The organism is Paraburkholderia sp. A1BS-2L, from assembly GCF_051125205.1.
GTDB lineage: Bacteria > Pseudomonadota > Gammaproteobacteria > Burkholderiales > Burkholderiaceae > Paraburkholderia.
Genome location: NZ_CP120428.1, coordinates 339,989 through 355,198, shown reverse-complemented (window position 1 = coordinate 355,198; position 15,210 = coordinate 339,989). Strand labels below are relative to the sequence as shown.

16 protein-coding genes and 1 tRNA gene are annotated in these 15,210 nt (G+C 63.7%); 10 read left to right on the top strand and 7 right to left on the bottom strand.

Annotated features, from left to right (window positions below; all coding sequences use genetic code 11):
- Positions 1 to 79 precede the first annotated feature (79 nt).
- The 8 genes from P5W98_RS01590 (at position 80) to hisC (ending at position 7,409) form a co-directional block, all read left to right on the top strand.
- Positions 80 to 1,963 (top strand): tetratricopeptide repeat protein, encoded by a 1,884-nt coding sequence (locus tag P5W98_RS01590; protein WP_421022922.1) that lies wholly within the window; start codon positions 80 to 82, stop codon positions 1,961 to 1,963.
- Positions 1,963 to 2,637, top strand: coding sequence for a lipoprotein insertase outer membrane protein LolB (gene lolB / locus P5W98_RS01585; RefSeq protein WP_421022921.1), 675 nt, complete (start codon positions 1,963 to 1,965; stop codon positions 2,635 to 2,637). The genes P5W98_RS01590 and lolB overlap by 1 nt, the downstream gene beginning before the upstream one ends.
- A gap of 63 nt (positions 2,638 to 2,700) precedes the next feature.
- Positions 2,701 to 3,582: a 4-(cytidine 5'-diphospho)-2-C-methyl-D-erythritol kinase gene (ispE, locus tag P5W98_RS01580; protein ID WP_434718179.1), complete on the top strand. Its 882-nt coding sequence runs from the start codon at positions 2,701 to 2,703 to the stop codon at positions 3,580 to 3,582.
- Between the two features lie 50 nt (positions 3,583 to 3,632).
- Positions 3,633 to 3,709, top strand: a tRNA-Gln gene (locus P5W98_RS01575).
- Positions 3,710 to 3,773: 64 nt separating this feature from the next.
- Positions 3,774 to 4,730, top strand: a complete 957-nt coding sequence (locus P5W98_RS01570) for a ribose-phosphate pyrophosphokinase (RefSeq protein WP_421025153.1) — start codon at positions 3,774 to 3,776, stop codon at positions 4,728 to 4,730.
- A 171-nt stretch (positions 4,731 to 4,901) separates the two neighbouring features.
- On the top strand, positions 4,902 to 5,507 hold the full coding sequence (locus tag P5W98_RS01565) for a 50S ribosomal protein L25/general stress protein Ctc (RefSeq protein WP_421022919.1): 606 nt from the start codon (positions 4,902 to 4,904) through the stop codon (positions 5,505 to 5,507).
- A 150-nt stretch (positions 5,508 to 5,657) separates the two neighbouring features.
- The gene (pth, locus tag P5W98_RS01560; protein ID WP_421022918.1) at positions 5,658 to 6,260 is read left to right on the top strand and encodes an aminoacyl-tRNA hydrolase; all 603 of its coding nucleotides are present in this window, start codon (positions 5,658 to 5,660) and stop codon (positions 6,258 to 6,260) included.
- A gap of 69 nt (positions 6,261 to 6,329) precedes the next feature.
- Positions 6,330 to 7,409 carry a histidinol-phosphate transaminase gene (gene hisC, locus P5W98_RS01555; protein ID WP_421022917.1) on the top strand — a complete coding sequence of 360 codons (1,080 nt, stop codon included), beginning with the start codon at positions 6,330 to 6,332 and terminating at the stop codon, positions 7,407 to 7,409.
- Positions 7,410 to 7,494: 85 nt separating this feature from the next.
- Here hisC and P5W98_RS01550 read toward each other — a convergent pair whose 3' ends face one another.
- The 4 genes from P5W98_RS01550 to P5W98_RS01535 form a co-directional block, all read right to left on the bottom strand.
- Positions 7,495 to 7,752, bottom strand: coding sequence for a YfhL family 4Fe-4S dicluster ferredoxin (locus P5W98_RS01550; protein WP_434718178.1), 258 nt, complete (start codon positions 7,750 to 7,752; stop codon positions 7,495 to 7,497).
- Positions 7,753 to 7,921: 169 nt separating this feature from the next.
- Complete coding sequence (coaD, locus tag P5W98_RS01545) at positions 7,922 to 8,416, bottom strand: pantetheine-phosphate adenylyltransferase (RefSeq protein ID WP_213297710.1); 495 nt, start codon at positions 8,414 to 8,416, stop codon at positions 7,922 to 7,924.
- Between the two features lie 111 nt (positions 8,417 to 8,527).
- Entirely contained in the window at positions 8,528 to 9,178 is a 651-nt protein-coding gene (gene rsmD, locus P5W98_RS01540; RefSeq protein WP_421042615.1) for a 16S rRNA (guanine(966)-N(2))-methyltransferase RsmD, read from the bottom strand.
- A 224-nt stretch (positions 9,179 to 9,402) separates the two neighbouring features.
- Positions 9,403 to 9,585, bottom strand: coding sequence for a hypothetical protein (locus P5W98_RS01535; protein WP_421042616.1), 183 nt, complete (start codon positions 9,583 to 9,585; stop codon positions 9,403 to 9,405).
- Here P5W98_RS01535 and ftsY point away from each other — a divergent pair.
- Positions 9,584 to 10,576 carry a signal recognition particle-docking protein FtsY gene (gene ftsY / locus P5W98_RS01530; protein WP_421042617.1) on the top strand — a complete coding sequence of 331 codons (993 nt, stop codon included), beginning with the start codon at positions 9,584 to 9,586 and terminating at the stop codon, positions 10,574 to 10,576. The two genes, P5W98_RS01535 and ftsY, sit on opposite strands and share 2 nt — an antisense overlap.
- 100 nt (positions 10,577 to 10,676) lie before the next feature.
- Here the strand turns inward: ftsY and P5W98_RS01525 are convergent, their stop codons facing one another.
- The 3 genes from P5W98_RS01525 to P5W98_RS01515 form a co-directional block, all read right to left on the bottom strand.
- Complete coding sequence (locus P5W98_RS01525; RefSeq protein ID WP_434718177.1) at positions 10,677 to 11,990, bottom strand: IS110 family transposase; 1,314 nt, start codon at positions 11,988 to 11,990, stop codon at positions 10,677 to 10,679.
- A 318-nt stretch (positions 11,991 to 12,308) separates the two neighbouring features.
- Entirely contained in the window at positions 12,309 to 12,956 is a 648-nt protein-coding gene (maiA, locus tag P5W98_RS01520; protein ID WP_421022913.1) for a maleylacetoacetate isomerase, read from the bottom strand.
- Positions 12,957 to 13,067: 111 nt separating this feature from the next.
- Positions 13,068 to 13,766 carry a fumarylacetoacetate hydrolase family protein gene (locus P5W98_RS01515; RefSeq protein ID WP_421022912.1) on the bottom strand — a complete coding sequence of 233 codons (699 nt, stop codon included), beginning with the start codon at positions 13,764 to 13,766 and terminating at the stop codon, positions 13,068 to 13,070.
- A gap of 270 nt (positions 13,767 to 14,036) precedes the next feature.
- On the opposite strand from P5W98_RS01515, the gene ybiB reads away from it, so the two are divergent.
- Positions 14,037 to 15,002 (top strand): DNA-binding protein YbiB, encoded by a 966-nt coding sequence (ybiB, locus tag P5W98_RS01510; RefSeq protein ID WP_421022911.1) that lies wholly within the window; start codon positions 14,037 to 14,039, stop codon positions 15,000 to 15,002.
- Positions 15,003 to 15,210 lie beyond the last annotated feature (208 nt).

Below are 15,210 nucleotides of genomic sequence, written 5' to 3'. Positions count from 1 at the left end.
TGGTCTGCAACTTGCGTCGCCGTTGTGCGCGTATTGTATCCAGCGCGTTACAATCGACCGAAACATTCGACGGAATTCCATGGAACTGTCTTTCGTAAAGCTGTTTGCGAAGCGCTCGCTGCGGGGCTTCAAAGCGGGCTCCAGGGCGGCAGCGCCGCGTCTGCGCGAAGCGCGTCAACTACGCGTGCCGGGTCCCCGGCGCCTGATCGGCGCTGCGGTGCTCGCGGCCTGGGCGTTGACGACATCGAGCGCGTACGCACAGGATCAGGCCCCCACCTCGGACGACACTTCCGTCACCATGCCGGATGTGTTCGGGCCCGCTTCGCCCGACGAAAAGAAGGACCTGCCGGGCGTCGCGCTCTCGAGCCAGATCGTCTTCCAGGTGCTTGCCGCTGAAATCGCGTTGCAGCGCAATCAGCCGGCGCCGGCCTACCAGACCTATCTCGCACTCGCCCGCGACACGCACGACCCGCGCATGGCGCAGCGCGCGACGGAAATTGCGCTCGCGGCGCAAAGCCCCACCGACGCGCTCACCGCCGTGCAGCTCTGGCAGCAGTACGCGCCGGATTCGGAGCGTGCCGCGCAGCTGGACTCCTCGCTGCTCGTGCTTGCGGGCAAGCCCGCCGAGGCGCAGCCGCTGCTCGCGCGCGAGTTGGCCCGCGTGCCGGCGGAAAGCCGCGGCCAGGCGCTGCTCTCGTTGCAACTGCTGCTCTCGCGCGGCCCGAATCGCGCAGGCGGCCTCGATGTGCTCAAAGCGCTGCTCAAGGACGACATGAACCGTCCCGAGGCGCAACTCGCCCTCGGACGCCAGCAACTGCTCGTCGACGACGTGCCAGCCGCGCGTAAATCGTTCGAGCAGGCGCTAGCCATCAAGCCCGACTATCTGCCCGCCGCGCTGATGCTCGCGCAGATGGGCCCGGAAGAGCGCCAGGAAGGCATCGCGTCGATCGAAAAATTTGTTCAGCAGAATCCGAAGTCGCGTGAAGGACGTCTTGCGCTCGCGCAAACCTACCTCGCCGCAGACCGCCTCGACGACGCGAAAAAACAGTTCGAGTTTCTGCACAAGGCCAATTCGACGGACCTGATGCCACTGATGGCGCTCTCGCTCATCGACGTGCAGCAGAAGAAGTACGACGAGGCCAAGCAATATTTGGTGCAGTACACGCAGGTGGCGGAAAAAACGCCGGGCGCGGATCCGGGCCAGGGCTACATTTATCTCGCGCAGCTCGCCGCCGAGCAAAAGGACGACGCGGGGGCGCAGCAGTGGCTCAACAAGATTCAGCCCAGCAGCCAGCAGTATGTGCCTGCGCAGATTACGCGTGCGCAGATGCTCGACAAGCAGGGCAAGGTCGACGAGGCACGCCGTCAGCTCGCGAGCATCCAGTCCGACGACCCACGCGACCAGGCGCTGATCGCGCGCACGGACGCCGCCATCCTGTTCGACGCGAAGCGCTATGCGGAAGCGGAATCGCGCCTCGCCAAGGCCACCGCCGACTTCCCGGACGACCCCGATCTCACCTATGACTACGCCATGGCCGCCGAAAAGACCGGCCACTACGAAGTCATGGAAGCGCAGTTGCGCAAGTTGATCAAGACGCAGCCCGACAACCCGCAGGCCTACAATGCGCTCGGCTACTCGCTCGCGGACCGCAACCAGCGCCTGCCGGAAGCGGACAAGCTGGTCGAAAAAGCTTCGTCGCTCGCCCCTGACGACGCGTTCATCATGGACAGCGTGGGCTGGGTGAAGTACCGCATGGGCGACAACGCCGACGCCATCAAGCTATTGCGCAAGGCCTACAGCCTGCAGCCGAACGCCGAGATCGGCGCGCACCTCGGCGAGGTGCTGTGGAGGAATGGCGACCAGGACGGTGCGCGCCAGGCCTGGCGCGAGGCGCGCAAGCTCGAACCCGACAACGACACACTCCTGAAGACGCTCAAGCGCTTCCAGGTCAACGATCTCTGATGGCTGAATTTCAACCGCATCTCCACCCCACCGCCTCTGCCGCTGCGAGACGCGCCTCGCGACTGATCCCGCGGCCGGCGCTGGGCGTGGCGGCGGCCGGGCTGCTCGCCGGATTGCTCACGCTCGCGGGCTGCGCGACGCAAGTGCCGCGTGAACCGTCCACGGCTCGCGCCACGACGTCGCTCACCACGCAAACGAGCCGCGCCTACCATGGCCGCTTCGCCGTTCAATACGATGACCAGAACGGCCAGCAGCGCAACGCCTACGGCAATTTCGACTGGCACGAAGCCGATTCGACCGTGACACTGCAACTGCTCAATCCGCTTGGGCAGACGCTTGCCGTCGTCACATCGTCGCCGGGCCAGGCCACGCTCGAATTGCCGAACAAGCAGCCGCTCACCGCCGACAACGTCAGCACGCTGATGCAGCAGGCGCTCGGTTTCGCGCTGCCGGTGGAAGGTTTGCGCTACTGGCTGCAGCCGTCGGTCGCCCCCACGTCGCGCGCGCATACGACGCCCGACGCGAAAGATCCGCTGCGCCTCGCGCAGATTCAGCAGGATGGCTGGACCATCGACTATCTCGCCTACGCAGACGCCCCCGCCACCGGCGTCAAGCGCGTGAACCTCATGCGCGACGACCCGCCGCTTCAGATCAAACTCGTGCTCGACCAGTAAAGGAATTGCGCCCTGCGGCGGCAAGCGCGATGCGCGCGCCGCCGCAAGGCGCCTACCCGCATCATGACCGAAACCCAGGACTCGCTGCGCGACTGCCTCGCGCCCGCGAAACTCAATCTCTTCCTGCACATCACGGGTCGCCGGCCCAACGGCTATCACGACCTGCAAACCGTCTTCCAGTTGCTCGATTGGGGCGACACGCTGCATTTCACGCGCCGCCTCGACGGCCGCATCACGCGCACCACGGAGGTTGATGGCGTCCCCGCCGAGCAGGACCTTACCGTGCGCGCCGCGACGTTGCTCAAGCAACATACCGGCACGTACGAAGGCGTCGAAATCGACATCGAAAAGCGTCTGCCGATGGGCGCAGGCCTTGGCGGCGGCAGCTCGGATGCGGCCACCACGCTGCTCGCACTCAATCGCCTATGGAAGCTCAACCTGCCGCGCGAGGAATTGCAGGCGCTCGCGCTCAAACTCGGCGCCGACGTGCCCTTCTTCGTCTTCGGGAAAAATGCGTTCGCCGAGGGTGTTGGCGAGGCGCTGGAGGCTGTACAATTGCCCCCGCGCCACTTTTTGGTGGTGACACCGCGAGTTCATGTTCCTACCGCTGAAATTTTTTCAGAAAAGTCATTGACAAGGGACACAAGAGCCTGCACAATAGCAGTCTTTATTGCACAGCAAGCAACGCAGAAGGGATGGCCAGACAGCTTCGGCCAAAACGACATGCAAGCGGTTGTCGCAGGAAAATACGCGGAAGTAGCGCAGGTGCTCAGATGTTTTGAAAACGTCGCTCCAGCGCGGATGACCGGGTCGGGCGCAAGTGTTTTTGCAGCGTTCGCCAGTCGGGCTGAAGCAGAAGTTGCGCAAGCGCAGCTTCCGGCAGACTGGAGAAGTGCAGTGACGTCGAGCCTGGACACGCATCCACTCTTCGCTTTCGCGGCATAGTTTTGCGTGGCTGATCGTCCTACCGGTCAGTCAAGCTCGAAGTTGAGTGTAGGGGAGTCGCCAAGTTGGTTAAGGCACCGGATTTTGATTCCGGCATGCGAGGGTTCGAGTCCTTCCTCCCCTGCCAAAAATTCTAAAGCAGTTCACCCAAGTAGTTCCTCTCGCCCCCCCAAGTCCGCAGCAGGTGCATGATGAGCAGCCATGACGGCCTGATGGTTTTTACTGGCAACGCGAATCCCGCGCTTGCACAGGAAGTCGTCAAGATCCTCGGTATTCCCCTCGGTAAGGCTATGGTTAGCCGCTTCTCCGACGGTGAAATCCAAGTCGAAATCCAGGAAAACGTGCGTGGCAAGGACGTCTTCGTCCTTCAGTCGACCAGCGCGCCGACCAACGACAACCTGATGGAACTGATGATCATGGTCGATGCGCTCAAGCGCGCATCCGCAGGCCGGATCACCGCAGCCATTCCCTATTTCGGCTATGCCCGTCAAGACCGCCGCCCCCGTTCGGCGCGCGTCGCCATCTCGGCGAAGGTCGTAGCGAACATGCTGGAAATCGCGGGCGTCGAGCGGATCATCACGATGGATCTGCACGCTGACCAGATCCAGGGTTTCTTCGATATTCCCGTCGACAACATCTACGCAACGCCTGTGCTGCTCGGCGATCTGCGCAAGCAGAACTACGAGAACCTGCTGGTCGTTTCGCCGGACGTCGGCGGCGTGGTGCGCGCTCGTGCGCTCGCCAAGCAACTGAACTGCGATCTCGCGATCATCGACAAGCGTCGCCCGAAGGCGAACGTCTCCGAAGTGATGAACATCATCGGTGAAGTCGAAGGCCGCACCTGCGTGATCATGGACGACATGGTCGACACCGCCGGCACGCTCTGCAAGGCAGCGCAAGTGCTCAAGGAACGCGGCGCGAAGAAGGTGTTCGCTTACGCCACGCACCCGGTGCTCTCGGGTGGCGCGGGCGAGCGCATCGCCGCTTCGGCGCTCGACGAACTGGTCGTGACCGACACCATCGCGCTGGGCGAAGAAGCCCGGTCGTGCGCGAAGATCCGTTCGCTCACGAGCGCGGGTCTGCTGGCGGAAACGTTCTCGCGTATCCGCCGCGGCGACTCGGTGATGTCGCTGTTCGCGGAAAGCTAAAGAGATTCGCGCCGAAGCGCGGCATTCGCAAGGGTGCCGCGCTTTGGTGTAATCGGCGCAAGCGGACGAAGGTTTGCGCCGCATCGCAGGGGCCTTCTGGTGGATATCCAGCCGAAAGGACCCCGTTTTATTTACTGCCTGGTCGCGGGCAGTGCATCAACTGAGAACATCATGAAAGTCATCGCTTTCGAACGCAATCTGCAAGGTACGGGTGCGAGCCGCCGCCTGCGCAATGCTGGCAAGACCCCTGGCATCGTTTACGGTGTCGGCGCCGAGCCGCAACTGATCGAACTCGATCACAACGCGCTGTGGCACGCCCTGAAGAAGGAAGCTTTCCACTCGTCGATCCTCGACCTCGAAGTGGCCGGCAAGTCGCAGCAAGTCCTGCTGCGCGACGTGCAATACCACCCGTTCCGTCAGCTCGTGCTGCACGTGGACTTCCAGCGCGTGGATCCGAACAAGAAGATCCACACGAAGGTGCCCCTGCACTTCATGAACCAGGAAACCAACCCGGCCGTGAAGCTGGGCGGCGCGATCATCTCGCACGTTCTGGCTGAAATCGAAGTCCAGTGCCTGCCGAGCCAACTGCCGGAATTCCTCGAAGTCGACCTCGCGAAGATCGAAGCCGGCCAATCGCTGCACGCCAAGGACATCACGCTGCCCGCAGGCGTCACGCTGGTTCCGCACGTCGAAGCCGAAAACCCGGTGGTCGCGTCGGCACCCGTGCCGGCTGGCGCTCAAGCGGCTGCTGAAGGCGAAGAAGCAGCGGCTGAGTAAGTGCCCAGCAAGAATTAAGCTGATCCTCTCGATCCGTTTCAAAGAAACGGACGACGTGACCCGCCGCGGTTCGCCCCGGCGGGTTTTTTTTCGCAGTTTTTTCGTACACTTGCGGATTGTTTCAATGAATTCTGCAGGCGGAATACCACAATGATCAGGTTGATCGTCGGGCTCGGCAATCCGGGCGCCGAATACACGGCAACGCGACACAACGCGGGCTTCTGGCTCGTGGACCAGCTCGCGCGTGAAGCCGGCACGACGCTGCGCGACGAGCGGCGTTTCCATGGCCACTATGCGAAGGCGCGCCTGTACGGCGAGGAAGTGCATCTGCTCGAGCCGCAGACCTATATGAACCGTTCGGGCCAGTCGGTCGTCGCGCTCGCGAACTTCTTCAAGATCCTGCCCGATGAGATCCTCGTCGCGCACGACGAGCTCGACCTTCCGCCCGGCACCGTCAAGCTCAAGCTCGGCGGCGGCAGCGGCGGCCACAACGGCCTGAAGGACATTTCCGCACATCTGTCGACGCAGCAATACTGGCGCTTGCGCATCGGCATCGGCCATCCGCGCGACCTGATTCCCGAAGGCGCGCGCGCCGGCGCCAAGCCCGACGTGGCGAACTATGTGCTCAAGCCGCCGCGCCGCGAAGAGCAGGACGTGATCGACGCGTCGATCGAGCGGGCGCTCGCAGTCATGCCCACGTTCGTGAAGGGCGAGGCCGAGCGCGCGGTCATGCAGTTGCACCGCAACGGCTGATTTCGGCGCGCGTTGCTTTCATCGCGTCCATCCTCTGCAAGCCACCTCGAAGTATCGAAGGAGAGCAACTTGAGTCGTTACTGGAGTGACATCGTCCACCGCCTCGTGCCCTACGTGCCGGGCGAACAGCCCGCGCTCGCGAAGCCGGTGAAGCTCAATACCAACGAGAATCCGTACCCGCCCTCGCCGCGCGTGCTCGAAGCGATTCGCGCCGAACTCGGCGAAACGGCCGAGTCGCTGCGCCGCTATCCGGACCCGGTCGCCAAGCGCCTGCGCGCCGCTGTGGCCGCGCATCACGGCATTCGCGCGGATCAGGTGTTCGTGGGCAACGGCTCCGACGAGGTGCTCGCACATGCGTTCCAGGCGCTGCTCAAGCACGACAAGCCGATTCTCTTTCCCGACATCACGTACAGCTTCTACCCGACCTATGCGCGCCTTTACGGGGTCGAGTACCGCACGGTGCCGCTCGATGCGCAGTTCGCGATTCGCGTGGACGACTATCTGCCCGCGAATGGCGCAACGAATGGCGGCGTGATTTTCCCGAATCCGAACGCGCCCACGGGCCACGCGCTGCCACTCGCGGAAATCGAGCGGCTCGTAGCAGGCAACGCCGATTCCGTCGTGGTGCTGGACGAGGCCTATGTCGATTTCGGCACGCAATCGGCCATCGCGCTGATCGACCGCTACCCGAACCTGCTGGTCGTGCATACGACCTCGAAGTCGCGCTCGCTCGCGGGCATGCGCGTGGGTTTCGCGTTCGGCCATGCCGATCTGATCGACGCGCTCAATCGCGTGAAAGACAGCTTCAACTCCTATCCGCTCGACCGCCTCGCGCAAGCCGCGGCGACCGCGGCCTACGAGGACGCAGAATGGCTGGAAACCACCAGCAAGCGGGTCATGGAAAGCCGCGAGCGGCTGACCGCTGCGCTCGCAGCGCTCGGCTTCGAGGTCGTGCCCTCGGCGGCCAATTTCGTGTTCGCAAGGCATCCCGCGCACGATGCGGCGCAAATTTCCGCGAAGCTGCGCGAGAAGGGAATCTTCGTGCGCCACTTCAACGCGCCGCGGGTGAACCAGCACCTGCGTATCTCGATCGGAACCGGCGACGAGTGCAATGCATTGATCGACGCCCTAAAAATGATCGTCGGATAAAAAGTCCGCATGAAATAAAAAACGCGCCTCGATTGAGGCGCGTTTGTCATTTCTGCCTAGCTTTTATTCCAAAGCCGCCAGCATTTCAAGCATTCTTCGCCGCAGTGAGCGCACGGTACTTCTCCATCAATCGCTCGTGCGACTCCGCATGCTCCGGATTTTTCGGAATGCACTCGACGGGACAGACCTGGATGCACTGCGGCTCATCGAAATGGCCAACACATTCGGTGCACTTGTTCGGATCGATCACGTAGATTTCCGGGCCCATCGAAATTGCATCGTTCGGGCACTCGGGCTCGCAGACGTCGCAATTGATGCACTCGTCGGTAATCATCAGGGCCATACTACTCTCGCGTTTCCCTTCAAAAACAATTAATTATAGCGCTGCGGCCGCAACGATGCCGGGGCGTCGAAGCACGCAGCCGCGCGCCTGCGGCCACTTGAGAGAAGGAAGAAAGGCGGCGCCGCACAAATAATGGCTACGGCGGGCGCCGCTCGAACTCAGGCGTTGATCACGCCGGGCCGCCGAGCGCGGCCACCTTGTCCTGGAGTCGCTTTTCCACTGAGGGGAACACGAACTTGCTGACATCACCGCCCAATTGGGCGATTTCGCGCACGATCGTGCCCGAAATGAACTGATATTGATCCGATGGCGTCATGAACATCGTTTCAACATCGGGCAGCAGGTAGCGGTTCATGCCCGCCATCTGGAACTCGTATTCAAAGTCCGACACGGCGCGCAGGCCGCGCACGATCACGCGTGCGTTGTTGTTGCGCACGAAATCCTTGAGCAGGCCCTTGAAGCTCATGACCTGAACGTTCGGATAGTGGCCGAGCACCTCATGCGCAATGTCGAGCCGCTCTTCGAGCGAGAAGAACGGCTTCTTGTTGCGGCTGTCGGCGACACCGACCACCAGCGTGTCGAAAATGCTCGACGCGCGCCGCACGAGATCTTCGTGACCGCGCGTGAGCGGATCGAACGTACCGGGGTACACGGCGACTACCATGAGGCTTCTCCTCTCAACTGAAATGGGGCGCAATGCGCGGTTGATACGCCGCATGCGCAAGTGCCTGCGTGGCGCCAGAATCCGCCCGCCCGCTTCCTTATCGAACGCGCATTATTCCTCATTTTCGCGTTGCAGCAAATGATAGCGAACCGCCCCTGCCTTGCCCTCGCGTACCACGCTCCAGCCCGCCAACGCGGGCTGCGCCGCGGGATCCACGGGCTCGCCAGACTCCACGTAGAGCCAGCCACCGGGCGCGACGAGGGGCGCCGCCAGTTCAAGCGAGCGCACGAGCAGCGCGACATCGCCAAACGGCGGATCGAGGAACACTACGTCGAACGATCCCGGCGCGAGACTGGCGGCGAGCCGCAGCGCGTCGGCTTCGGCCACTTCGATCATGCGCGCCGCCAGATGCGCCTGGTTCGCGCGCAATTGCGCGGCCGCGCGCGCATTGCGCTCGACCATCACCACACGCGCCGCGCCGCGCGACGCCGCTTCGAAGCCGAGCGCGCCGCTGCCCGCGAACAGGTCTAGGCAGCGCTGGCCATCGAGGCGCTGGCCGAGCCAGTTGAAGAGCGTTTCGCGCACGCGGTCGGGCGTGGGCCGCAGGCCCTCGAGATCGAGCACTGGGAGCGGCGTGCGTTTCCAGTCGCCGCCGATGATGCGGATCGTGTGCGTGCCGCCGGCGCGGCCGGCTTGCGCGCCGGGTTTTGCGCCACGAGCGGCGCGCGCACCTTGCGGGCGCGGGGAAGATGAACGGGCCATGCGTTTTTTTCTGAGTGAATCGGTGCCGATCTGCGCCGGCAGACGCCGCGCCGGCCAATGCGCGAACGTTACCACAGGGCCGGGCGCGCGCTGGATATCTACCGCACGTCTGCAGCAACGACGCGCCGGGAAGCGCCTGATAAAATGACGTGTTTTCCACGCGTTGCCCGCCACGTTGCCCACTTGTGCCACGTCGATGAGCGACGTCGATGACCGTTCCTCGGTCAGACCCGCAGCGCGTTTTCCTCACACCAGACCATGTTCAGTTTCTTCAAACGACTCCGGGGCTCAAAGGGCGCCGGAAACGAGGCGGCCGAAACCGACGCGGCGCCCGAAGCGCCAGCGACGCCCGACGCATCGGCGCCCGCCCTGCCCGACGACCACTCTTCAGCTGCACCGGTCTCCATGGCGCCCCCGGCCGAGGCGGTCGAAGCCCAGGGCACCTACGAAAACGAAGCCGTCGAAATCGTCCCGCCGCCCGCGCCCGACGCCAGCGCGAAAAAGTCATGGCTCTCGCGCCTGAAGTCCGGGCTTTCGAAGACCAGCTCGAACATTCAGAGCATCTTCGTCAACGCCAAGATCGACGATGACCTTTACGAAGAGCTCGAGACCGCACTGCTGATGTCCGACGCGGGCGTCGACGCGACCGAGTACCTGCTGGAAACGCTGCGCCAGAAAGTGCGCGCCGAGCGCCTGACCGACGCCCAGCAAGTGAAAAATGCGTTGCGCCAGTTGCTCGTTGACCTGCTCAAGCCACTCGAAAGATCGCTGATGCTGGGCCGCGCGCAGCCGCTCGTGATGATGATCGCGGGCGTGAACGGTGCGGGCAAGACCACGAGCATCGGCAAGCTCGCCAAACATATGCAGAGCTTCAACCAGAGCGTGCTGCTGGCTGCTGGCGACACGTTCCGCGCCGCCGCGCGCGAACAGCTCGCGATCTGGGGCGAGCGCAACAACGTGACGGTCGTGCAGCAGGAAAGCGGCGACCCCGCCGCCGTGATCTTCGACGCAGTGAGCGCGGCGCGCGCGCGCGGCATCAATGTGGTAATGGCTGATACGGCCGGCCGTCTGCCCACGCAGCTGCATCTCATGGACGAGCTCAAGAAGGTTAAGCGCGTGATCGGCAAGGCGCTCGACGGCGCGCCGCACGAAGTGCTGCTCGTGATCGACGCGAACACGGGCCAGAACGCGCTCACGCAGGTAAAAGTATTCGACGATGCGCTCGGCCTGACCGGCCTCATCGTCACCAAGCTCGACGGCACCGCGAAGGGCGGCATTCTTGCTGCCATCGCGCGTCAGCGTCCGATCCCGGTGTACTTCATCGGCGTGGGCGAGAAGGTCGAGGACCTTCAGCCGTTCGTGGCCGAAGAATTCGCGGATGCGCTGCTCGGGAACTGATCCCATCCCGCTGCAAGGAAGCATTGATGCACATGCAAAAGGCGTCGTTCTCGCGAACGACGCCTTTCCATGAACCTTCCTCATTCGGTGGGTTTTTAAGTTAGGGGGAGACGCCGGGGATCGGCACCAGCTCGCGCCCGAGTTCTTTGGCTAACCGTTTGAGGGCCTGCTCCCTGGTTTTGCGGACCTGCTCTTCATAGCGCGCGAGTCCCTTTTCTACGTAGTCGTCGCCCTTGACCATGACGCGCCAGAACCAGCCGGCCAGTTTGCGCGCTAGCGCCTTGGTGGCCACCAGGCCGCCGCGGCGTGCCGCGAGCCGGCGGTAGAAACCGCCCAGCGCAATATCCCGGCTGCGGACCAGGCCTTGCGCCATCATGCAGAACAGCCGTCCGGTACGGTTGCGGGTGCGCTTGGCGCCTTTCTTGCGTTTGCCGCTATCGTGGCTGCCCGGTGCCAGTCCGGCCCAGGCGGTGAAGTGTTTTTCAGTGGGCCAGACGCTCAGGTCGGTACCCACCTCACCGATCAGTTGCAGCACGCCGTAGGACGACAGCGCGGGCAGCTTCGTCAGATCCTGTCCGCCACACATCTGGGCCAGGATCTCGCGCAGCCTGGCAATCTCCGGAGCGTTGACGCTGGTCCGTCGGGTGGATCTGGGCAGCGGCGGTTGGGTGTCATCGTGCGGCGGCAGCACGGTGGCGATGCGTGCGTCGCAATCGGCGATGAGTTTCTGGTAGTGGTCCCAGGATTGCAATGCCTGGGCGAGCGCGAAGAGGTGCTCGTCGGCCCAGGTGCCACGCAGGGCCTCGATCACGGCTTGTTCCTTTTTGCGTCGGATCTGCACGTCGCACAGGGCCACCAGGGCCTCGGGGGAACGCTCGCCGGCGACGATCGCGCGCGCCACCGCCAGGCCGCTGACGCCGGCCAGGGAGGAGATGACATCATGCAGCTTGATGTTCATGCGCTCGAAGGCCTTTTGCATCAGTTGCACGCAGGTGGCGGCGGCGGCCACGTGATCGGCGCGCAGGCGCAGGTAGTCCTGCAGCCGGCGGATGTCAGCCGGTGGCACGAAGCCGGCGTGCAGCAGGCCATGCATGTGGAGCGTGGCGCCCCACTGGCTGTCCGCCATGTCGGTCTTCCTGCCCGGCAGGTTGCGCGTCTGCCGGCCGTTGACCATGCGCACTTCCAGACCGGCGTCTTCCAGCACCCCGTACAACGGCAGCCAGTACACACCGGTCGCTTCCATCGCAACGGAACGCACGCCCTGTGCGAGCAGCCAGTCGCGCAACGCGTGCAGTTGCGAGGTCACGGTGCCGAACACTTCCGGTTTGTTGCCGCCCACCGAAACATGCATGTGCTCGCTGCCAACGTCCACGAATGCGGCGAGCGGATCGAGCATGGGGAGTTCCTGTGACATGATGAATCTCCGCATTGGGCTTCACAATGCGCGCGGTGGCCCTGGCCCGGTCACGTCATTTGAAAAACAAATCTTTCCAGCAGGAAGCAATGCTCACCAAAATGTGCGACTGATCATGACCGGAGCCATGCTTTTTTACAGGCAATCCAACAGTTGTCGGATGCACCAGATCGCGTTGCAGCTACGCTGCCAGGAACCGCTACGCGTGATGTAAGGATAGGCGACAGGCGGTTCATGGTCCGTGTGCGGTTTTGCAAAAAAATGGACGCTTTTTTCATGCGCTCATGCACAAGCGGGACAAGCGCGCCCGCGCCCGCGTCACTCGGCGTCCGGTTGCACGCCCGGCGCGGCGCGCACGAACGCATCGAGCTGCACCGCATGGTCGTGGATGCGCTGGATGGTCGGATAGCGCGCCGTGTCGATCTTGAAGCGATGCGCGTTGTAAATCTGCGGCACGAGGCACAGGTCGGCGAGAGTCGGCGTATCGCCGTAGCAGAGCTTGCCCGTGCGCGGATCGTTCGCAAGGCGCTGCTCCAGCGTGGCGAAGCCAGCTTCGATCCAGTGCCGATACCAGGCATCCTTGGCTGCATCATCCACGCCCAGCGTGTGCTTCAGGTATCTCAGCACGCGCAGATTGTCGAGCGGATGAATTTCGCACGCGATCTGCAGCGCAATCGAGCGCACGTGTGCGCGGTCGGCGGGCGATTTTGGCAACAACGGCGGCTCGGGATGCGTTTCCTCGAGATACTCGATGATCGCCAGCGATTGCTGAATCGTATGATTCTCGTCGTCGATGAGCGTCGGCACGATCGCATCGGGATTGACCTTGCGGTACGCGGGCTTCAGTTGCTCGCCGCCCTCGCGCACCAGATGCACCGGCACGTACTCGTACGGCAGGTTCTTCAGGTTCAGCGCGATGCGTACGCGATACGATGCCGAACTACGAAAATAGCTGTAAAGCTTCATGCTCCCCTCATGTCTTTTGTCGATCGGAGTGAGTGGTTTGGCACTTACTCTGGTCACATGCAAAGCTCGTGCTCCGGTCCCATGCAGAACTCGCCGGTCCTCTGTTTCGCTTCACACCACGCGCACGGAGAACTCGCCGAGGCCGTCCACGCCGCCCTTCATCACATCGCCCGGCTTCACCGCGCCAACGCCTTCCGGCGTGCCCGTATAGATCAGATCGCCCGCCTTCAGCTCGAAGAGCGTGGAGAGAAACGCGATGGTGTCGGCAACGGGCCAAATCATCTGCGAAATGTCGGAGCGCTGCTTCTCCTCGCCGTTCACCGACAGCCAGATCGCGCCATTAGCCATCCGGCCGACGTCCGCCACGCGATGAATCGGGCCGATGGGCGCGGAATGGTCGAAACCCTTCGCGATATCCCACGGGCGGCCGAGCTTCTTCGCTTCGGCCTGCAAGTCGCGGCGCGTCATGTCGAGGCCGAGCGCATAGCCGAATACGTGGTCGAGCGCGTGCTCGACCGGAATATTCTTGCCGCCCTTACCGAGCGCGGCGACCAGTTCCATCTCGAAGTGGACATTCTGCGACTGCGTGGGATACGGGAATTCGGCGGTCGTGCCGGGCGCGACGTAGAGCAGCGCATCGGCGGGCTTGGCGAAAAAGAACGGTGGCTCGCGGCTCGGATCGTGGCCCATCTCACGCGCGTGCGCCTCGTAATTGCGACCGACGCAGTAGATGCGGCGCACCGGAAAGTGCACATCGCTGCCTGCCACGGGCACGGCGGCTTGCGGTAGCGGGTCGAATACGTATGTCATCGGGTTCTCCATCTTGGGATGCGCCGCGCGCCGCTCAAAGCGCACGGCAAGCGAGCGAGCCGCACAGGCACATCGATAACGCCCGCGCGACGTAGAACGCGAGTGTAACGCGCTGCGGAGACGATGCGCCGCGGCGCTCGTGCGATACTTGCCGCATCTTCTTTTGCTCTGGACTACCTGGACCGATTCAGACTGAGCCGGTCCAACTTACAGATGCAAGCAGTCCGGACCTGCCCCAATCGCCCCAATCGCTCCATTCACCACGCCGCCATGAACGCCCCCGATTCCACCGACACCTTCTCCTGCGCCCGCTTCATCAAGGAGATCGGCCGCGGGCCGCACGGTGCGCGTTCGCTGTCGCCGGAAGACACGCAGGCGCTCTACACGGCGATGCTCGACGGCCGCGTGCCCGAGCTCGAACTGGGTGCGGTGCTGCTCGCCTACCGGCTCAAGGGCGAGACCGCCGACGAACTCGCCTCGATGCTCGCCGCCGCACACGCGTCGTTCACGCCCATCGCGGTAGCCGAGGGCGCGTATCGCCCGGTGTCGATTCCGAGCTACAACGGCGCGCGCAAGCAGCCGAACCTCGTGCCGCTGCTCGCGCTGCTGCTAGCGCGCGAAGGCGTGCCGACGCTTGTGCACGGCGTCGCCGAAGATCCGGGCCGCGTGACGAGCGCGGAAATCTTCGCCGCACTGAACCTGCCGGCCGCGCACGATCACGCCGAAATCGAGGCTCAGCTTGGCGAGCACCGCGTGGCATTCGCGTCGATCGAAACGCTCGCGCCGAGGCTCGCGCGTCTCCTGTCGCTGCGCCGGCGCATGGGCGTGCGCAATTCCACGCATACGCTCGTCAAGCTGCTGCAGCCGTTCGCGCGCCCCGGCCTGCGGCTCGTGAACTACACGCATCCCGCCTATCGCGAAAGCCTGAGCGCCCTGTTCGCGGCGCACGCCGATGCAGCCGTGGGCGGCGCGCTCCTCGCGCGCGGCACCGAAGGCGAAGCGGTCGCCGACACGCGCCGCCAGGTGCAGGTGGACTGGCTACACGACGGTGTCTGCGAGACCTTGATCGAGCCTGTGCGCTCGTCGCCGGATACGCCCGAGGTCGACTTGCCCGAAGGCCGTGACGCCCCCACGACGGCAACCTGGATCGAAGCGGTGCTGCGCGGCCATGCGCCGGTGCCCGACGCCATTGCCCGCCAGGTCGAAACCATCAAGCGCATCGCGAAGCGCGCTTAGGTACGACGCTTAGGTACGACGCTTAGGTACGACGTTTAGGTACGACGTTTAGGCCCACGCGGGTCAACGTAGCGCAGCGAATTCGCTGTTGACACATTCGCCGGTCCTGACTTACATTGGACGAATGCGTTCCTTTCCGAACACCCTCCGAATTACCTCCGGCCGCCTAGCGGCCCTATCGCTACGTCTAGCGTAAGCCAGGCGTAGC

Excerpts from the sequence above, each read along its gene's own strand:
- P5W98_RS01590 (WP_421022922.1), top strand. The coding sequence starts at position 80 with ATGGAACTGTCTTTCGTAAAGCTGTTTGCGAAGCGCTCGCTGCGGGGC.
- lolB (WP_421022921.1), top strand. The coding sequence starts at position 1,963 with ATGGCTGAATTTCAACCGCATCTCCACCCCACCGCCTCTGCCGCTGCG.
- ispE (WP_434718179.1), top strand. The coding sequence starts at position 2,701 with ATGACCGAAACCCAGGACTCGCTGCGCGACTGCCTCGCGCCCGCGAAA.
- P5W98_RS01570 (WP_421025153.1), top strand. The coding sequence starts at position 3,774 with ATGAGCAGCCATGACGGCCTGATGGTTTTTACTGGCAACGCGAATCCC.
- P5W98_RS01565 (WP_421022919.1), top strand. The coding sequence starts at position 4,902 with ATGAAAGTCATCGCTTTCGAACGCAATCTGCAAGGTACGGGTGCGAGC.
- pth (WP_421022918.1), top strand. The coding sequence starts at position 5,658 with ATGATCAGGTTGATCGTCGGGCTCGGCAATCCGGGCGCCGAATACACG.
- P5W98_RS01550 (WP_434718178.1), bottom strand. The coding sequence starts at position 7,752 with ATGGCCCTGATGATTACCGACGAGTGCATCAATTGCGACGTCTGCGAG.
- coaD (WP_213297710.1), bottom strand. The coding sequence starts at position 8,416 with ATGGTAGTCGCCGTGTACCCCGGTACGTTCGATCCGCTCACGCGCGGT.
- rsmD (WP_421042615.1), bottom strand. The coding sequence starts at position 9,178 with ATGGCCCGTTCATCTTCCCCGCGCCCGCAAGGTGCGCGCGCCGCTCGT.
- ftsY (WP_421042617.1), top strand. The coding sequence starts at position 9,584 with ATGGCGCCCCCGGCCGAGGCGGTCGAAGCCCAGGGCACCTACGAAAAC.
- P5W98_RS01535 (WP_421042616.1), bottom strand. The coding sequence starts at position 9,585 with ATGGAGACCGGTGCAGCTGAAGAGTGGTCGTCGGGCAGGGCGGGCGCC.
- P5W98_RS01525 (WP_434718177.1), bottom strand. The coding sequence starts at position 11,990 with ATGTCACAGGAACTCCCCATGCTCGATCCGCTCGCCGCATTCGTGGAC.
- maiA (WP_421022913.1), bottom strand. The coding sequence starts at position 12,956 with ATGAAGCTTTACAGCTATTTTCGTAGTTCGGCATCGTATCGCGTACGC.
- P5W98_RS01515 (WP_421022912.1), bottom strand. The coding sequence starts at position 13,766 with ATGACATACGTATTCGACCCGCTACCGCAAGCCGCCGTGCCCGTGGCA.
- ybiB (WP_421022911.1), top strand. The coding sequence starts at position 14,037 with ATGAACGCCCCCGATTCCACCGACACCTTCTCCTGCGCCCGCTTCATC.